Source organism: Chitinophaga sp. RAB17, assembly GCF_052114225.1.
Taxonomy (GTDB): domain Bacteria; phylum Bacteroidota; class Bacteroidia; order Chitinophagales; family Chitinophagaceae; genus Chitinophaga.
The window spans coordinates 897,402-915,729 of the sequence record NZ_JBFREI010000002.1 but is presented as its reverse complement, the minus strand read 5'-3'; the positions used below and the strand labels follow the sequence as shown (position 1 = coordinate 915,729).

The 18,328-nt window shown below is 43.8% G+C and carries 19 protein-coding genes; 12 read left to right on the top strand and 7 right to left on the bottom strand.

Features of this window, described 5'->3' with window-relative positions; translation table 11 throughout:
• Positions 1-6 precede the first annotated feature (6 nt).
• From AB4Z08_RS09760 to AB4Z08_RS09730, 7 genes are all read left to right on the top strand, one after another.
• Positions 7-378: a hypothetical protein gene (locus tag AB4Z08_RS09760; protein WP_441573543.1), complete on the top strand. Its 372-nt coding sequence runs from the start codon at positions 7-9 to the stop codon at positions 376-378.
• A complete protein-coding gene (locus tag AB4Z08_RS09755) occupies positions 375-1,322 on the top strand; it encodes a TIGR01777 family oxidoreductase (protein ID WP_441573542.1) in 948 nt (315 codons plus the stop codon). The genes AB4Z08_RS09760 and AB4Z08_RS09755 overlap by 4 nt, the downstream gene beginning before the upstream one ends.
• Before the next feature lie 18 nt (positions 1,323-1,340).
• Positions 1,341-1,718 (top strand): CoA-binding protein, encoded by a 378-nt coding sequence (locus AB4Z08_RS09750; protein ID WP_441573541.1) that lies wholly within the window; start codon positions 1,341-1,343, stop codon positions 1,716-1,718.
• A 206-nt stretch (positions 1,719-1,924) separates the two neighbouring features.
• On the top strand, positions 1,925-2,398 hold the full coding sequence (locus tag AB4Z08_RS09745) for a ribonuclease H-like YkuK family protein (RefSeq protein WP_441573540.1): 474 nt from the start codon (positions 1,925-1,927) through the stop codon (positions 2,396-2,398).
• A gap of 152 nt (positions 2,399-2,550) precedes the next feature.
• The gene (locus AB4Z08_RS09740) at positions 2,551-3,030 is read left to right on the top strand and encodes a hypothetical protein (protein WP_441573539.1); all 480 of its coding nucleotides are present in this window, start codon (positions 2,551-2,553) and stop codon (positions 3,028-3,030) included.
• Between the two features lie 98 nt (positions 3,031-3,128).
• A complete protein-coding gene (locus AB4Z08_RS09735; protein WP_441573538.1) occupies positions 3,129-3,617 on the top strand; it encodes a hypothetical protein in 489 nt (162 codons plus the stop codon).
• Positions 3,618-3,628: 11 nt separating this feature from the next.
• On the top strand, positions 3,629-4,015 hold the full coding sequence (locus tag AB4Z08_RS09730; protein ID WP_441573537.1) for a hypothetical protein: 387 nt from the start codon (positions 3,629-3,631) through the stop codon (positions 4,013-4,015).
• A 63-nt stretch (positions 4,016-4,078) separates the two neighbouring features.
• On the opposite strand, the gene AB4Z08_RS09725 is transcribed toward AB4Z08_RS09730, so the two are convergent.
• The 5 genes from AB4Z08_RS09725 to yihA form a co-directional block, all read right to left on the bottom strand.
• Entirely contained in the window at positions 4,079-5,638 is a 1,560-nt protein-coding gene (locus AB4Z08_RS09725; protein ID WP_441573536.1) for a SusD/RagB family nutrient-binding outer membrane lipoprotein, read from the bottom strand.
• Between the two features lie 24 nt (positions 5,639-5,662).
• Complete coding sequence (locus AB4Z08_RS09720; protein ID WP_441573535.1) at positions 5,663-9,013, bottom strand: SusC/RagA family TonB-linked outer membrane protein; 3,351 nt, start codon at positions 9,011-9,013, stop codon at positions 5,663-5,665.
• Between the two features lie 19 nt (positions 9,014-9,032).
• Positions 9,033-10,001, bottom strand: coding sequence for a FecR family protein (locus AB4Z08_RS09715; protein WP_441573534.1), 969 nt, complete (start codon positions 9,999-10,001; stop codon positions 9,033-9,035).
• Between the two features lie 69 nt (positions 10,002-10,070).
• Positions 10,071-10,661, bottom strand: a complete 591-nt coding sequence (locus tag AB4Z08_RS09710; protein ID WP_441573533.1) for an RNA polymerase sigma factor — start codon at positions 10,659-10,661, stop codon at positions 10,071-10,073.
• Between the two features lie 91 nt (positions 10,662-10,752).
• Positions 10,753-11,361 carry a ribosome biogenesis GTP-binding protein YihA/YsxC gene (gene yihA / locus AB4Z08_RS09705; RefSeq protein WP_441573532.1) on the bottom strand — a complete coding sequence of 203 codons (609 nt, stop codon included), beginning with the start codon at positions 11,359-11,361 and terminating at the stop codon, positions 10,753-10,755.
• A gap of 76 nt (positions 11,362-11,437) precedes the next feature.
• On the opposite strand from yihA, the gene ubiE reads away from it, so the two are divergent.
• The 5 genes from ubiE to AB4Z08_RS09680 all read left to right on the top strand — a co-directional run bounded on the left by ubiE (position 11,438) and on the right by AB4Z08_RS09680 (position 17,107).
• The gene (ubiE, locus tag AB4Z08_RS09700; protein ID WP_441573531.1) at positions 11,438-12,184 is read left to right on the top strand and encodes a bifunctional demethylmenaquinone methyltransferase/2-methoxy-6-polyprenyl-1,4-benzoquinol methylase UbiE; all 747 of its coding nucleotides are present in this window, start codon (positions 11,438-11,440) and stop codon (positions 12,182-12,184) included.
• Positions 12,157-12,858, top strand: coding sequence for a type IX secretion/gliding motility protein PorT/SprT (porT, locus tag AB4Z08_RS09695; protein WP_441573530.1), 702 nt, complete (start codon positions 12,157-12,159; stop codon positions 12,856-12,858). Before ubiE ends, porT begins: the two co-directional genes overlap by 28 nt.
• 96 nt (positions 12,859-12,954) lie before the next feature.
• Positions 12,955-14,298, top strand: a complete 1,344-nt coding sequence (locus AB4Z08_RS09690; protein WP_441573529.1) for a dihydroorotase — start codon at positions 12,955-12,957, stop codon at positions 14,296-14,298.
• Positions 14,299-14,471: 173 nt separating this feature from the next.
• A complete protein-coding gene (locus AB4Z08_RS09685; RefSeq protein WP_441573528.1) occupies positions 14,472-15,800 on the top strand; it encodes a MutS-related protein in 1,329 nt (442 codons plus the stop codon).
• A gap of 146 nt (positions 15,801-15,946) precedes the next feature.
• Positions 15,947-17,107, top strand: a complete 1,161-nt coding sequence (locus tag AB4Z08_RS09680; RefSeq protein WP_441573527.1) for a YifB family Mg chelatase-like AAA ATPase — start codon at positions 15,947-15,949, stop codon at positions 17,105-17,107.
• 129 nt (positions 17,108-17,236) lie between these two features.
• Here the strand turns inward: AB4Z08_RS09680 and AB4Z08_RS09675 are convergent, their stop codons facing one another.
• Together AB4Z08_RS09675 and AB4Z08_RS09670 are read right to left on the bottom strand one after the other, a co-directional pair.
• On the bottom strand, positions 17,237-17,851 hold the full coding sequence (locus tag AB4Z08_RS09675) for a helix-turn-helix domain-containing protein (RefSeq protein ID WP_441573526.1): 615 nt from the start codon (positions 17,849-17,851) through the stop codon (positions 17,237-17,239).
• Between the two features lie 18 nt (positions 17,852-17,869).
• Positions 17,870-18,070: a hypothetical protein gene (locus AB4Z08_RS09670; protein ID WP_441573525.1), complete on the bottom strand. Its 201-nt coding sequence runs from the start codon at positions 18,068-18,070 to the stop codon at positions 17,870-17,872.
• Positions 18,071-18,328: the final 258 nt, after the last annotated feature.

Below are 18,328 nucleotides of genomic sequence, written 5' to 3'. Positions count from 1 at the left end.
TGAAATATGGAAAGAAAAGAAAAAATTTTATTGCTCATTGATATTGTTATTCAGGTATTGCTCCTGCTTTTATCCTTTGTATGTTTTACTTCCATTGATGATAGTCAGGGCGGCCATGTACTGACCCTTGCTTTCATCTACCAGCTCTTCAGCTGTATTATCCACCAGGGGTTTCCTATTTCATTTTTCAGGAAGATATATCACTGGATATTGATTCCTCTACTCATGCTCTGCGCCATCCTGATAGTACTCAGCGTGATGGACATTGGCTTTGCCCTGTTTGGCCTGCTATGGCTGGTATATTGTGCACCCTTGCTGATGATTTACTACCTGTTGCTAACTTTTTATGAAACGCTTGAAAACGACAAATTACCATGAAAAATAAATGCATCATCATCGCTGCTGGTACCGGTTTCATTGGTAAAAGCCTGATCGAACATTTCGGTGAGGAGAACGATATCATTATCCTTACCCGCATGCCACGCCCTGCCGCCGGCCGTATCAGCTATGTGGCCTGGAATGGAATAAGTGGCGGCGAATGGTCCGCAGCACTGGAAAATGCCGACCTGTTGATTAATCTCACAGGCAAAAGTGTCAACTGCCGTTATACCCCGAAAAACAAACAAGCCATACTGGATAGTCGTGTGAACGCCACCAAGGCTTTAGGAGCCGCCATCCAAACCTTACAACATCCTCCCAAAGTGTGGATCAATGCAGGCAGCGCCACCATATACCGGCATGCGGATGACCGTCCCATGGATGAATTTAATGGGGAGATGGCCAATGATTTCTCGGTTCAGGTATGCAAATTATGGGAGAAAACTTTCAACGATATTACCCTGCCGCACACACGAAAAGCAATACTACGTATAGGCGTTACCTTAGGCTGGCAGCCCGGCGGGGTTATGCAGCCTTATCTGAACCTGGCGAAGTTCGGCCTGGGTGGCTATCAGGGTAGTGGCAAACAAATGTTTACCTGGATACATATCACAGATGTATGCAGGATGATAGCCTGGCTATACGAAAATGAAATGGGCAGCGGCACTTATAACTGCACGGCTCCCAACCCGGTGACCAATAAAGTATTCATGCAATCGTTGCGGGCTGCTACCGGCCACGCATTTGGTTTGCCAGCCCCTGCACCTTTATTAAAAATAGGAGCGGCCCTCATCGGCACAGAAACGGAACTGCTATTGAAAAGCAGGTGGGTACTACCATCCAGGGCACAACAGGCAGGTTTTACTTTTACCTTTCCGTTGTTAAAAGATGCGTTCCAGGATATCCTGACTCATCTGCCCTGGCATGCTTATCACTTGTTTTGAATTCCGTAAATTAGTGGTATGGAAACCAGCAACGATAAAAAACTCACCGTGGTACTGGGTGCATCACCCAATCCCGAAAGATATAGCAATATGGCCGTGAACAGACTTACCGCCAAAGGCCATCCTGTAGTGGCTATCGGGAGCCGTGCGGCTACGATTGGGGAAATCCCGGTGATCACAGAACATCCGGCATTGGAGAAAGTAGATACCGTTACCATGTACCTGAATCCTGTTGCACAGAAAGCGTATTACGACTATATTCTGCAGCTGCAACCCCGCCGCATTATATTTAATCCGGGTGCAGAAAACGAGGAACTGGAAGCTATTGCCAGGCAGCATAATATTCAACCAGTAGAAGCCTGTACACTGGTGCTGCTGAGTACTGGCCAGTTTTAGCCACATCTCCTCTTTCTTTCTTCTCATTTTTTTAACGTGCAGCTGTTGGCAATTGCTAACAGCTTTTTCGTATATTCGTATATATTGCTGTTATCCCCCAATGAACGCATCCCATATTGTTGACCCACCAAACGCATGGCATTACTTCAACAGGCAGGCATTATAGCATAACCCAATTTGCATGTTCACCCTTTAATATACATTTTATGCAATGGAGAAGATTTAATGGAGAGGTCATCCACCTTCCGGTAAAGGAGGAAGTACGACAAGCCATTGTTCGCGAAACCGCTAAGGGATTTCGTCTGAAAGTGTGCATTGGCACTGATTCCCAGGTAAAAGGAGTGGATACTGAATTCGCTACGGTGATCGTTTTCCTTCGGGAAGGTCATGGCGGATTTATGTTTATCCACAATGAAAAAACCAAAAACCGCTATTCTATCAAAGAGCGCATGCTGGTAGAAGTAGGCAAGAGTATTGAGATTGCGTATGAACTGTGTGACCTGTTTACTGAATATAATGTAGACATGGAAGTTCATGCAGACATCAATACCAATCCTCAGTTCAAGAGTAACCTGGCCCTGCGCGAAGCAATGGGTTATATCCTGGGTATGGGCTTTGCCTTCAAAGCCAAACCTGAAGCGTTTGCCAGCAGCAGCTGCGCCAATAAAATAGTGAACTAAGGCGCCTGTTTTTTGTACCTCTCTCAAATATTTTTCTGACGTGACACCACGTCAGGTGGCTTTTTCTCCCCTTATCTAGCTGTACAAGTCCTGCCCCTAATTGTAACTTTCCCATTGCTCCCACGCTTAACATACATAAAATACCTTTATTTATGACCTCACCAAAATCACTGATAGCAATATTGCTGTTAGCTACCATTAGCATTGTTGCCTGTAAGAAAGATAACATAACTCCAAAAGGGGATGCGCTTTTTATTGATTTTAACAGCCAGATAGCGGCATCTGAGGAGTTCCCATATAAAAGGCTACAAATCACTGCTGACGCCAGCTTTGAAATCAGGTTTACCGGAGAAAAAAAGGAAATCATTCAATTACCCGGTAATATTCATGACAGTTTGAAACCCTACCTCTCCAGCTTTCCACGTGCAGCCATCAAAGCGGATCCTCAAACAACTAAATATAGTGGCAGAGGAGCAAACGACATGCCTTTCCAAACATTCAGCTATGTAGAGGTAAAGTCTAACGATACCACTAAGATCTCCATAGATCAGGGTATTGTCGTACCTTATATAGACGAGTTTCAGAAAAAAATAAATCAAACCATTATCAATTGCAAGCTATTAAGACCTTAAACCCTTTAGCAGGAAATTAATACTGGCTGGCTGTTTAAATCTTACGGGAATTAAACAGCTTCCTTATTCATCGTTTTATACATAAAATAACCCTTATTATGACATCACCAAAATCACTGGTAGCAGTAATGCTAATTGCTTCCTTCAGTATTGCAGCCTGTAAAAACAAAGGCGGAAATACCACTCCACCTTCTTCAAAGGGTAATGCATTGTTTGTTAATTTCGGCGGCGGCAATGTACCTGTTCCGCATACCAAAAAGCTGCAGATCACCGCTGATGCCAGCTATGAAATCACTTATACCGGAGACAAAAGTGACACCACTACTTTGCCCGGTAATGTTCATGACAGTCTGAAACAATACCTCAGCAGTTTTCCGCAAACAACCATCAAAGCAGATACACTGGTGAGCAGTTATAGTCTTCTCGGTGCAGCAGACAATTCTTTTGAAACATTCACCTACATACAGGAAACACCTGCCGACACCACCAAAATCTCCATAGATACCGGTACCAGCGTGCCTTACATGGATGATTTCCAGAAAAAAATAAATCAGACCATTACCAATTGTAAGTTATTGGCCAATTAATACCATTTACTATGACAATTAAATACTGGATAACTACTTTCCTGCTGTTTATACTTATTGCCTCCTGCAAAAAAAAAGAAGAGGATACTTCTACCATAAAAATTGAAGGAAAGTGGTTGCTTATAAAAGCAGACGGCGACATGATTGAACAGGAACCCAGGATAACAAACAAGCAGGAATTAATTATCCAGCATGGAGAATACAGATTGCTGGTAGACGATTTACAGCTGGTAGCAACTACCTATAATGTTGTACAGACCAACATCGATACTGACCCCAGATGGCAACTCGAACTTGGGAACCAGAGTTCTTATCATATCGAAATAAAAAAGAATCTGCTTTATGTGTGGGATAAAAACCCGGAGGGAATGAGGCTCATCTATCAAAGAATATTATAGCACTTTTATAAAACAGGAAGGCCCGCATCAGCTGATGCGGGCCTTCCTGTTTTATAAAAGATGTTAGTCTTTCAACAACCACATCACACTATTTACATTATCACTTCCACCAAACTGCCGTTGAATAGCAGCATCCATATTCGCATTGTTATAGCTTAATTCGTTGGCAGGATACAACCATCTTACCGGGAACTGTGTACCTGGTGTATTCAGATTAGTGGTGCTATTCAACACAAACGCCGGGAAGCCGGTACGTCTTTGTTCATACCACGCATTATAGTTACAGCCTTGCAGGAAGCCTGCAAGGTACTTCTGTGTAATGATCTGCGACAACTGATTTTGCATATTGCCAGTGAGTGCCACGGAGGTAACGTATGCCTGAATATAAGCATCATCCATTTTCATGTTGTGATGAAAATCAGCTTGATCTGGTGTGTAGGCAGCTGTAAACTTCATGGCATTGGTAATACCATTTGCATAATACGTTTGAGCCGCCGTGGTGGAAATCCATCCGCGTATAGTGGCTTCTGCCAGTACAAACTGCAATTCAGGATAGCTGAATACGCTTACCGGCTCTGCATTTACCAGGTTTACATAACGGTTGTTCAGATCAGAATAATCTTTGGATACACGCATGGTTTGCAGTGCAGAAAATGCGTTGGATGGTTCTGCCCCTACATATGCATCCCAATCGCTGGGGAGTTTTCCTGCAGCAATTTTTACGGGAGAAGGTTTTGCATAATAGAACAGGCGGCGATCCTGCAATGTTTTCAACGGCGCGATTAACGTTGCCGAAAGCATGGTATAATTCGATTTCACAAATGAATTACCTGAACCCGCCGGCACATCGGACCAGGGATAATTTTGACCAGCAGCAGGAGTATAAGTCAATGCAAAGTTATCGGCATAAGAACGCATCAATGGCCTGTTGGCTACGATATCTTTAAACCGTTCCACCACTTTCAAATCTGCATCACCTGTTTTTTTATACAGGTTCATCAACACATGTAATTCAAAACTGTTGACCAGCCTGCGCCAGTTATCTACTTTACCGCTATATATGGGATCGCCTGCAAAATCTTTTCCTGCAGCAAACAGTGCGTTAGCGCTATCCAGTTCATTCAGGATGCCCAGGAACACTTTCTTCTGCGTATCGTATTCCGGCTGAATGATGTTCTCCGCTTCACCTTTGCCTGCCTGCGAATAAGGGATATCGCCTACCTGCATCGTAGTTTGGAAAAACTGCCAGGCCCGGATAAAGTGACCTAAGCCGTTGTATGATTTTCTGGCTTCTTCATCCAGAGCAGCATTCACCATAGGCGGGATGTTGCGCAACTGCAGCAACCGGTCAAAGTTGCTTCTCCCGAATTTATTATACTGTAAATTCTCCTGTCCTTCTCCCCAGGTAAGGTATTTACCCAACAGGTAGGGCTGCATAAATCCTTTAGTGGTACTGATGCTGCTTCTTGTGACATTCAGGATCAGCTGGGTAGCCAACAGATCTGAACCTACCTGTGTTGTTTGATTGGGGTTGGTATTGATCTTATCAAATTTAGAACATCCCGCTATCAAGCTGGCCACTAATGGGATCGCTAATATATATTTCAGTGAATTATTTTTCATGTGATTTACTTTGATGATGAAAGATTAGAACCCAATTTTGAAATTAACCCCAATCATCCGCTGCGATGGTGAATTCAGGTTTTCATCGTCCACATCAGGATCTGAAAATTTGAATTTGGTGAAGAGGAACAGGTTCTGGGCAGTAACGGAAACAGATGCATTTTTAATACCGGAATGAGCGAGCTTACTGGCCGGGAAACGGTATCCTACAGACAGTTCACGCACTTTTACGAATGATTTCTTTTGAATACCACGATCACCGCCCCTGAAGTTCTGCGCATAATCCTGGTAAGACACTTTGGTATCGTTGTCTGCATACTGACGGGTATCGCTGATGATCTTACCGAAGTTATCATAGCTTGCACTACCGGAGATTACTTTTACGCCTTTACCTACGTAATTAGTTAAGCCTTTCACTACTTCATCATAACGATACTGATTATCTGATTCAGGATTGGTACCGGAATCCCACATTTTATCATAAATATAATTGTACATCCATCCGCCGATACGTCCGTCGATATTGAGTCCTACGGTAAAGTTGCCGATGTAGAAGGTGTTGATAAACCCGAAACTAAAAGCAGGATCTGTATAACCATATAATTGTTCATAATCACTTTCTACCGGAATACCATTGTTGTGAATAATATTACCCTTAGGATCTCTTAACCAGTAGTTGTCGGTCATTACATCGAGTCTTTCTTTTGTTTTTACCCAAGGCTTTTTAGCAGAATATACAGAGTCGAGTTCTACGTAGTAACGATGTTGATTAGACCAGTTAACAGTAGATACCCACTGGAAATTTTTGTTTTTGATCACGGTACCACCGACAGTAATTTCTACGCCTTTTCTAACATAGGTTTCGCCGGTATTCACCAGGGTAGATTCAAATCCACTGCTGCCTGAAATAGGCACCAGTTCCTGCTGGTTGAAATAATATTTGTTGAAGTAGGCCACATCTATATTCAGGCGTTTTTTAAACAGGTAAGCGGCAGTACCGATTTCCCAGGTACGTTGTGAACTTGGGAGGATATTGTCTCCCAGTAAACTACCGGGATACCTGGCAGAATTGGCGCCGTTCCACACACCGGTACTGGTGCTATAGAGACGGTTGATAGCATATGGATTTGCAGGTGTTTTAAAGGTGGCCCAGGAACCGCGGATTTTCCACATATCAGTAAAGGCGGGCATTTTGAATAATTCAGATAATACCACACTTGATCCGATAGAAGGATAAAAGTAAGCCCTGTTTGCTTTCGGCTGTGCAGAGTTCCAGTCGTTTCTACCAGTAGCATCCACAAAAACGGTATTCTTCCAGCTAACTGCCAGTCTTCCGTACAGGCTATTTACCTGGTTGGCGGTATAGGACGGGCTGAACGTAGGTGCTTCCACTGATCCGTTCAATGAAAAATAGGTAGGTGAAACCAATCCGTTTTTAGTAGAAGCGTTTAATCCTTCTTTTTGATAGTAATAAATAGTACCACCAGCCATCGCATCAAAATTCCAGTTACCCACTTTTTTGGTATAGCTCAGTATCGCATCGTTATTGGTACTCCAGCCCCATGAGTTGTAAATAGCGTATAAACCTTTTGCGTTCCAGCCACCTCTTGTAGAGTAGATATTAGCTGTTGGGTTGGTTTGCGTTTCTTTATTGCTGTATACATCATAACCGAGGCGTACCAGGAGGGTCAGGTCTGGATTGAATTTATAGTTGGCGGTCAAACTGGCATTGGTAGTATTCTGTTGAATTCCATCCAGTTTCTCGTACGCAATCAGGTAAGGGTTATCGTACCAGTTGGTGTACATCCAGTTTTGTGTTTTGTTAGGCACTTTCCAGTAGTCACGGTATTGGCGGATATCATATTCGGGACCTGTCCACATGGTGAGCTGATAGATGTAACCCTGGTTACCGTAGCCAGTACCCCATGTTTGCGGCGCTATTCTTTTGCTGACGCCCATATGCCCTTCGAGGCTAAACTTTTCTGTTGCTTTCAATTCACCCCCCAGGGTGAAATTGTACATATTCAGTTTAGCATTGGGAAATTGTCCTTTATTGTAGATGTGGTTCATGGAAGCGCGGAAACTGCCATACTTGCCACTTTGGGATACGTTGATGTTGTTGTTGGTGATTAATCCCAGCTCCATAAAATTCTTCAGGTTATCTTTTCCTGCAGAAGTCAATGGCCTGTTATCTTCAAATTGTTTAGTGGCCGGATTCCAATCCCTGGCGGTGTTGCCCACATCTAATTTTGGTCCCCAAACGTAGTCGTTATCAATTGCTCCGTACTGTCCGCGGGCATAAGAAGTTTGTGATTTAGGGATAGCGAGGAAGCCACTCTGCAGCATGGTGTTGCTGTTGATATTCACCGACAAGCCGGTGCCTGTTCCTTTTTTGGTGGTTACCAGGAGTACGCCGCCGGAAGCTCTGGAGCCATACAATGCGGATGCAGTGGGGCCTTTGAGTACATCAAGACTTTCAATATCATCTGCAGGCACATCGCGCAGGGTCATGTTGGCATAGGGCACGCCATCAATTACGAGCAAAGCTCCTTCGCCTCTCAGTTCAATGGTAGGTTTGGCAAAAAATTCAGTGGAATTTTTCACCACCAGGCCGGATACCTGCCCGGTGAGAGAAGTGGCGAGGTCTACTCCCTTTACAGTTTGTACTGCTTCTCCTTTTACTTTTTGCACGGCGTATCCCAGTGCTTTTTCCGAACGTTTAATACCGAGAGCAGTGACTACTACCTGGTCGATGCTGATCGCCTGATCATTCAATACGATGGTAATGGTTTGTTCGCCTTTTACGATATATTCTTTAGGCGTGTATCCCATGAGGTTAAATACCAGCACCTCTCCATCGTTTACATTATCGATAGAGAAGTGACCGTCTTTATCAGTGACCGTTGCCTTCGAAGTACTTTTCACCTGTACAATTACGCCTGGCAATACGTTGCCGACAGAATCCTTTACCGTACCTTTTACGGTTTGCTTTTGTGCCGCATCTATTACTGTTGTTAATTTGGTTTTAGTACTGCCGGTATCTTCTGCTTTTACCACGTACAGTTTGCCATCTATTTTTTTGCATACCAGGCCCAAAGGTGCGATGTATTTATTCAGACCTCCTTCAATGTTATCTGCTTCAAAAACACTGGTGCTTTGCAGCAGGATACTTTTTCCTTTCAGCAGGTTGGTGTTATAGCTGAAGCGGACATCAAATTTTGCTTCCAGTTCATTGATCACCGTGATCAAAGGCACTGCCGTGGTGTGGTTTTCGCGGGTGGCAGCTGTTGTTATCTGTGCGGTTGTCCATTGCAGACAGCATAACAAAGCAGTAACCATTATCAGTTGGAAACTGATTGATTTAACTCTTTTCATAACTTAATTTTGGTTGTCTCTAAAGGTTTTTGTTATTCACGTAAATGATCTTGTGCTGTAAAACGAATTTTAAATTAAAGGACTGTTCTATCGTAAGGATCGCCTGTTGCAGGTTGTCGGATGGAAGATATCCGGTGAAGAGAAGGTTTTCTATTCCTTCTGCTTCGAATGCTACTTTATAATCATATTGTTCACCTAGTTGTTGCATTACTGTTTTTAGTGTTTGACTTTTAAATGCCAGCAGGTTGTACTTCCAGGAAGTTTGAAACAGGGTATCTACGGGCTGTTTCGATAACACCCTGGTGTTGTTGTTAAACGCAGCCATTTCTCCTGGCTTCAGCAGCAGGGATGCGGTTTTACCGGCATTTACTTTTACGCTTCCCTCGTTCAATACTACAGCGGCATTGCCATTGCGGGTATTTACGTTGAAGGCCGTTCCCAGTACACTGATATCCACGAGGTTGGCGGCGTGCACAATAAACGGTTGTGTGGCCTGGTGTTTAACGGTGAAGAAAGCTTCTCCTTCCAGCCATACTTCGCGGCGTTGGTCATTGGTCTTTACGGCCATGCTACTGCGTTGATTGAGCCGTATAACGGTACCATCTTCCAATTGAATGGTTTGTACCTGACGTGTATTATTGACAAAATGCCGGCGGTTGTCTTTCTCCCTATAGTATACTATAGCAAGGGAAGCCAGGCCTACAAAGGGAATCAGGGCGGCCGCTATTCTGAAACGGGTTCTTTTCCATAACGGGATCACAGGTGTTGCCGGGGAGTGCTGCATAATGGTATTAAAAACGTTGGCAGCGGCTTCCGGCGGCATCACCCGTCCGTTTCCGGTTTCCAACAGTTCTTCCACAGACGGGAATTCACTGGGCACCGGATCTTTTTCCAACCAGGCAATGAGTCGCAAACGCTCTTCCTGTGTAGATTTCCTTTCGGCTAGTTTTATAAAAAGGTCCTTTACACTATGCTTCTTTTCTTCCATTGTTCCTCGTTGACATAACAGTAATACGATCGGGATGATCTAAAAGACGATCGGCAGGAAAATTTTTTTTTAGTTCCGATAGATATGGCAAAAGACAGCCATGACGATAGAGATATCGGCGTGTTGATACAGGTAATGGCGTACAAAGCGGGAAGCCTTTACCAGCTGGTCTCTTACGGTATTGACAGAGATGCCCAGGTCATCGGCAATTTGCTGGTTGGATAATCCCTGTACTTTGCTCATTTTGAAGATCCGCTGCCGTTGGGCAGGTAAATGCGAGATGGCATTCATTTTAATGACTTCCAGCTGCCGGGTATAGAGGATATCGTCCATGGCGCCGGTATCTTCTGTATATAATTGCAGAAAATGTTCGCGGAAATTTTTATCATGAACCGCCTTTTTCAGGTAGTCGAATACGTAGTTGCGGGTGCTGGTAAAGAGGTAGGCCCGGAGAGACAAAGCCGGGTTGAGTTGTTCGCGCTTCAACCATATTTTCAGAAATACTTCCTGTACCGCATCTGCCGCCACGTCTGGTAAGCCGCAAAGTTTCAGGGTATAGCCGTATATGGGATCGCGGTATTTTTCGTACAATTCCCGGAAGGCTTCCTGATCTCTCTCCACTATCCTTTTACACAGTATTTCATCTGTTGCATCCAGCATGCCAACAAGTATTTGGGTAAAAAAATGCCATCATTTAACAAGTAGTACCAAATATAAAAAAATATTGGAGAGAGGAGGGCGACTGCTTTTATCAGGCAATGGCCCGGAATTGCGCATTCATTTCATCGATATAATTGAGTATTGCGTCTCTGCCTGTTTTCTTTATGGTAGAGGTCACGAAGTTAGGTGGGAGGAACTGCCATGTTTCCCTCATTTTGTTGAGGAATGTTTTTACGTTTTTGCTCACTTCCGCCTGGGTGCTTTTATCTGCCTTTGTAAATACGAGGCTGAACGGGATATTCCATTCACCGAGCTGGTTAACGAAATCCAGGTCTATTTTCTGCGGTTGGTGGCGGCTGTCGATCAGTACAAATACGCTCACCAGGTTAGTGCGTTTGCGCAGGTAGTTTTCGATCATTTGCTGCCATTGGCGGCGTTGTGATAAACTTCTTTTAGCGAAGCCGTATCCGGGTAAATCCACGAGATACCAGGCATTATTGATGGCAAAATGATTGATCAGCTGTGTTTTACCGGGTGTACCGGAGGTTTTGGCTAATTTTTCATTGTTGGCCAATATATTGATCAAAGAAGACTTACCCACGTTAGAACGGCCTATAAAGGCATATTCCGGCATTGTCGGACTGGGGCATTTTTCCCAATCGGGACTACTGATAAGATATTCTGCTGACTTAATTACCATAATGATATTTGCTTTGTTCCATTAAAAAACCCGTATCTCCTTATTTACATACTACATTTCTTTAACTTTGCGGACTATGTCAGAAAATGTAAATGTTCAGAAGATCGTTCCCTTTGAAGGGTCAAAATTAAGCAAGAAGGAGCAGATAGCGACCATGTTTGATGATATTGCTCATCGCTATGACTTTCTTAACCACTTTATGTCGCTCGGAATCGACATTATCTGGCGGAAAAAAGCATTGGGCTATTTGAAGTCACTTCAGCCTAAACTCATGCTGGACGTAGCTACCGGCACGGGCGACTTTGCCATTATGGCCGAAAAGCACCTTCATCCGGAAAAAATTGTGGGCATTGATATTTCTGAGGGGATGTTGACTCATGGGCGGGAAAAGATCGAAAAACTGGGCCTGGCAGATAAAATTACGCTGCAATCCGGCGATAGTGAGACAATAAGTTTTCCGGACCAGACGTTTGATGCCATAACAGTGGCTTTCGGCGTACGGAATTTCGAAAACCTGGAAAAGGGGCTGTCTGACATGTATCGTGTACTGAAACCAGGGGGTAAATTAGTGATACTTGAATTTTCGAATCCCACAGTTTTTCCTATTAAACAATTATATAATTTGTATTTTCGTTATATTACACCGCTGCTCGGGAAATGGATAGCGAAGAGCCAGGCGGCTTACAGTTATCTGCCAGAATCTGTGAAAGCGTTTCCGCAGGGTGAAGCAATGCGAACTATTTTAACTAACACCCGTTTCCAGGCCGTTACATGCAAAACGCTAACATTCGGCATATGTTCTATTTACTGCGCTACGCGCTGATATTCGTTTTATTGGTTGGAATGCTTCCTGCAAAGGCGCAAACCAATATGAATATGATAGAACATGATGCAAAACCCTATTACTTTGGCATTACGCTGGCCGCAAACCAGTCCTATTTTAAACTCGAACATTCACCTGCCTTCCTGGCGAGCGACTCTATTATGGTGGCAGAGCCATTGAAAACAATGGGGTTTAACCTGGGATTACTGGCTAATGCCAGGCTTAGCGAGCATTTCGATCTGCGCTTTAATCCGCAGCTCATCTTTGCATCCAAAAATCTATATTACCGGGACACCTATCCCAAACCACAGGATACCGAAAAAAAGATAGAATCTATTTTACTGAGCTTCCCTTTACAGATCAAATTTAAGTCGGACCGTATCGGCAATATGCGTGTATACACCATCGCCGGCCTGAAATACGACTATGATCTGGCCTCCAACGCCCGCCTACGCAGGGCAGACGACCTCGTAAAGATCAAAAAGAGCGACTATGGTTATGAAGCCGGCGCCGGATTTGAGTTTTACTTTGAAAGCTTCATCTTTGCGCCTGAATTCAAAATCAGCAACGGTTTCGGCAATGTACACGTAAAAGACCCTAACCTGCGATACTCCAATGTGGTAGAAAAGCTGCAATCCCGCATGTTTGTATTTTCCATTCACCTGGAAGGATAATGGAAAGAATTAAGAATTACGAATTACGATAATTGTAAACGCGTATGCCACTCCGTAATTCGTAATTCTTAATTCGTAATTCTTTATTTTTGCGGCATGCAAAATTACCTCATCAGGAATATAGCCGTGGTAAACGAAGGACAAACCACGGTACAGGATGTATGGATCAGAAACAGCCGCATTGAAAAAATAGCGCCTAATATCACTGTCACCGGCCAATACACGGAAATTAACGGAGAAGGGAAACACCTGCTGCCCGGCGTAATAGACGACCAGGTACATTTCCGCGAACCCGGCCTCACACAAAAAGCGACTATTTATACAGAAGCACGCGCTGCCGTAGCCGGTGGAACCACCAGCTTCATGGAAATGCCCAATACCAAGCCTGCTGCACTCACCCAGGAATTACTGGAAGATAAATATATCATCGCCCAACAACATTCACTGGCGAACTACTCCTTTTTCATGGGAGCTGCCAATGATAATGTCGAAGAAATTCTGAAGACAAACGCCAAAAAAGAAAGTGTTTGCGGCGTAAAAATATTCATGGGTTCTTCTACCGGCAACATGCTGGTTGATAACTACCTCACCCTGGAAACCGTTTTTTCCAACAGCGAATTACTGATAGCGACCCACTGCGAAGATGAAAAAATCATCCGCAGCAATATGGAAACTTTTCAGCGCGAAAAAGGAGATCACCTCACCGCTGCGGATCATCCGCTGATCCGCAATGTGGAAGCCTGTTTCGAGTCGTCACTGGTGGCTATACAGTTTGCACAGAAGCACAATGCCCGCCTGCATATTCTTCATATATCCACTGCCCGCGAACTGCAGTTGTTCAGCAATATGCTGCCACTGGCGGAGAAACGCATCACCGCAGAAGTATGTGTACATCATCTTCATTTTACAGCAGATGATTATGCACAATATGGTAACCTGATCAAATGCAACCCGGCCATTAAAGCGGCAGATAACAAAACTGCCCTGTGGCAGGGGCTTCTGGACGACAGGCTGGATATTATTGCCACAGACCACGCGCCACATACCTGGGAAGAAAAACAACTCCCCTACCTGCAGGCGCCATCTGGTGTGCCATTGGTACAACACAGCCTCTTGCTGATGCTGGAACATGCCCGTCAGGGTGATATCACGATAGAAAAAGTGGTGGAGAAAATGAGCCATGCACCCGCTATCTGTTTCCAGATAAAGGAAAGAGGATTTTTGAGAGAAGGCTACTTTGCAGACTGCGTCATCGTAGATCTGAATGGCCGGACCAACGTAAACAAACAGAACATTTATTATAAGTGTGCCTGGAGCCCGTTTGAAGGGCATACCTTCCCGGCTGCCATCACCCATACTTTTGTAAGCGGCCACCTGGCCTATGCTGACGGCGCTTTCAATGAAAATGTACTGGGTCAGCGGTTAGCATTTAGCCGCTAATAAGCACTAAAAGCAGAAAGTAAAAGGCCATCGAAGCGGATAATACCTGCGGAACCTCCGTCAGTCACCCACTTCGATGGCCTTTTACTTTCTGCTTTCAGCTTTTCTTTCTAATCTTATGGAATTTTTCTATCCTTGCATCTTCCACCGTATATTCACTAAAATGACGCTGCATGCAACTGGACAAAACATCCTACTACGACCTGTCTATTTTTAACCGCGACGAAGAGTATTCCCTATTTCACCGGCTTGATTTTACCACTACTTCCGGAGGCCGTGAATTCCTACGCCAATTATTCAGCAACCCATTAGAAGATATTACCTCGATCCAAAACCGGCAGAGGGCATTACAGTATATCCTGGAACAGGAAAATAACTGGCCCTCCATTATCTCCAACGGCACAGTGGTAGTAGTAGAAAACTATATGGAAGCGCAGATTGAACCCATCTCCAATACAGAGGGGATGTCGTTGTACATACAGGCAGTGATCAATAAAACATTGTATGCACCTGATTTTGGTTTCATTAAATTCTCTTTCACGCAGCTGGTAAACCTCCTGAAAGGATTCCGTTCTTTTATCAACGCTTTTAATTCAGATGACACCCCCAAATTACTGAAAACATTGCTGGACAGGGCGCAGCAGCTGTTAACGAAAAAAGATTTCTATGATATTCTGAAAGCAGACGAAGAAGGCAAACTGAATTACATAGAAATACTGCGCTATGATAATTATATCAGGAAAAGACATACAAAGGTGATCTCGGAGCTGGTGACCCTTTACCAGCAGCTGGATGCCTACTATGCTATGGCTAAAGCTATCAAGCATTACAACCTGATTTTCCCCAACTTTTCCAATAGTACAAGACCTGTTGTAAAAGCGAATCAGCTGTATCACATCATACTTCCGGAGCCGGTAGCTTATGATGTAACACTGGATGAGGCTTCGCACTTTATGTTCCTTACCGGAGCAAATATGGCGGGTAAAACTACCTTTATCAAAGCAGTAGGAGTAGCCGTATTTCTGGCGCATATAGGTATGGGTGTACCTGCCCAAAGTATGGAGCTAAGCTTCTTTCATGGCATCTTCAGCAACATACAGGTACAGGATAATATATTCAAGGGAGAAAGCTATTTCTATAGTGAAGTATTACGTATCAAGAATACAATTCTGCAGATCAGCAATGGTAAAAACTGGCTGGTACTGATTGATGAAATGTTTAAAGGCACCAATGTGGAAGATGCCAGAAACTGCTCACTGGCGGTTATCCGGGGACTGTTGCAAAGCACCAACTGCCTATTCATTTTATCTACTCACCTCTATGAAATAGCAGAAGATCTCAGCGCAGAGCAACGCATTCAATTCAAGTATTTTGAATCTACTGTTATAGAAGATGACCTTCATTTTACTTACCTCCTGAAAGATGGTATTGCAAAAGAAAAGATCGGGTACCTGATCCTGAAAAGAGAGAAGGTGCTTGATTTGCTGACGCAAATCAAGTAGAATTACGAATTACAAATTACGAATTACGGATTTGTGGGTAGATGATAAATGCGAATATTATTTCCGCGTTTATCTACCCACAAATCCGTAATTCGTAATTTGTAATTCGTAATTCAATATCTTCGCATCGTTAACCCAACATCCATATGATTGTTAAAACCTTCGGCAGCGCCATACAGGGCGTTAATGCCATCACCATTACCATAGAGGTAAATGTATCTTCCCAGGGAAACAGATTATTTATAGTGGGCCTGCCGGACAATGCGGTAAAGGAAAGTGAACGGCGTATTGAGTCCACTATCCAATGTATGGGATTCCGCATGCCGCGAACCCGGACAGTAGTAAATATGGCGCCTGCTGACATCCGCAAAGCCGGTGCCGCGTATGATCTGCCCATTGCAGCAGGTATTATGGCGGCATCCGGGCAAATACCTGCTACCCATCTGGAAGCTTATCTGATGATGGGAGAACTATCACTGGACGGCACCATACAGCCCATTAAAGGTGCTTTGCCGATGGCTATGCAGGCACAAAAAGATGGTTTCCAGGGATGCATACTCCCCAAACAAAATGCACAGGAAGCCGCGATGGTGAATGGATTGAAAGTATATGGCATTTCACATATTTCAGAAGCCGTTAACTTTTTCAATGATCCCAACACCTTGCAGCCAGTAGTACCGGCAAGGGATGAGTTTTATATTACGCAGGACCAGTTTGATGTAGACTTCAGCGAAGTAAAAGGGCAATACCAGATAAAACGTGCCCTGGAAATAGCTGCTGCCGGTGGACATAATGCTATTTTAATTGGTCCGCCGGGAGCCGGAAAAACCATGCTGGCCAAACGTTTGCCCACAATCCTGCCTCCACTCACCCTGCTGGAAGCACTGGAAACCACTAAAATACATTCAGTCGCAGGCAAGCTCCCACAACACGCTTCATTGATTGTACACCGGCCGTTTCGTTCTCCGCACCACACCATCAGCGATGCTGCACTGGTTGGGGGAGGCAGTATTCCACAGCCCGGAGAAATTTCGCTGGCGCATAATGGTGTATTATTCCTGGATGAGTTGCCGGAATTTAAACGCAAAGTGCTGGAAGTAATGCGACAACCAGTAGAAGAAAGAAAGGTCACCATTTCCAGGGCCAGAACGGCGATTGACTTTCCTGCGAGCTTCATGCTGCTGGCATCTATGAACCCCTGTCGTTTTGATGAACGCTTTCAACCCGAAAAAAAATGGATAAAATCATGGATAATTCGCTCCCAGGCCACTTTTCCCAGATTTCATCAAAAATCGTTTTACTGGTGACCATGTTGCGTTGACTTGTTAGTATCGAGGCTAATTTGTAGAATTCAAAATTTATTGACTGTGCTTTTGAAGATATTGAACTACTATACCCTTTGGTCTTCAGCATTGATAAACCCGAAGCTTCACTTGCTACTGCGGTACATGGTTCAATGTTGCTGCTGGAGTAATGCGTCTATCACATCGATTCTTTTTTGTCAAAGGCATATTTAATCCCTTTTCCCAGGCACGTACAGTAGAAGTATCGACTTTAAGAAGACGTGCCATATACTTGCAGCTAATCCCATTTTCCCACCGATAGGTTCGAATACGTTCGCGAAAATTGGTTTCATTAATCGCAGTTGTACAAAAACCTAAAAAATGATGTATCCTGGGATAATAGGTTATTGGGGGCTTGCTCCGGTTGTTTTCCCAATAGGCAACGCAGTCGGTACTCACATCGAGGATCTTGGCCAATTCCGCCTGGGACAGACCACTATCAATTCTTTTCTTTCTTATATGTTCCCCAATGGTCGCTGGATTTTCGGGGTAGTTTTGAGGAGTGCGTTTTCGAAACTTCCGATCAAAAAGTAAACCGGGTGATGCGCTGGAGTCGTTGTATTGGATATCTTGACCTCTAAGAAGGTTGTGCAAATTGACGGAAAATTCAATTCTAATAACATTTTCGCTGATTGAAGCGAGTTTAGTGATAGTTTCGTTTTTAGACCGTTTTCTTTCAAATGCCAATATAGACCAGTTCTTTACCAAAATCTTGGCTTCTTTGACCTAGTCTTCCAATAACTCAATTCGACGAACTTCCAAATCCATTTCGCACTGGAGCTTTTGTAAAAAATCCTCTAGGTGGACAACTTGCGTATTTAAAGAATGAAGGCTACCGACAAAATCTTCCCTTGTAATCACACCGGCCATCCTCATTTCCATATGCTTCTGTCTTGTTTTTTCCAGAGCTACTTTTTCATTAATCATATCTTTAAATAAAGCTTGCTTTCTACCCAGTAGATTGATGGAGTTTTCGACGAGCTTCGCTGCGTCGCGAAGGAAATGCATTTGAAATTGCCCATGATCCTTATGAAATAAAATCTATTGAGGGGCTGTTTTTATAATTATCTAAAGTAAGTAGCGAGTACTTGGATAATAAAATGAATTGATTTTCTTGCTCAGCGTCAATTCTATTGTGTTTTAGATTTCAACTGGATTATATTAACTTTCAACGATTATCATTTC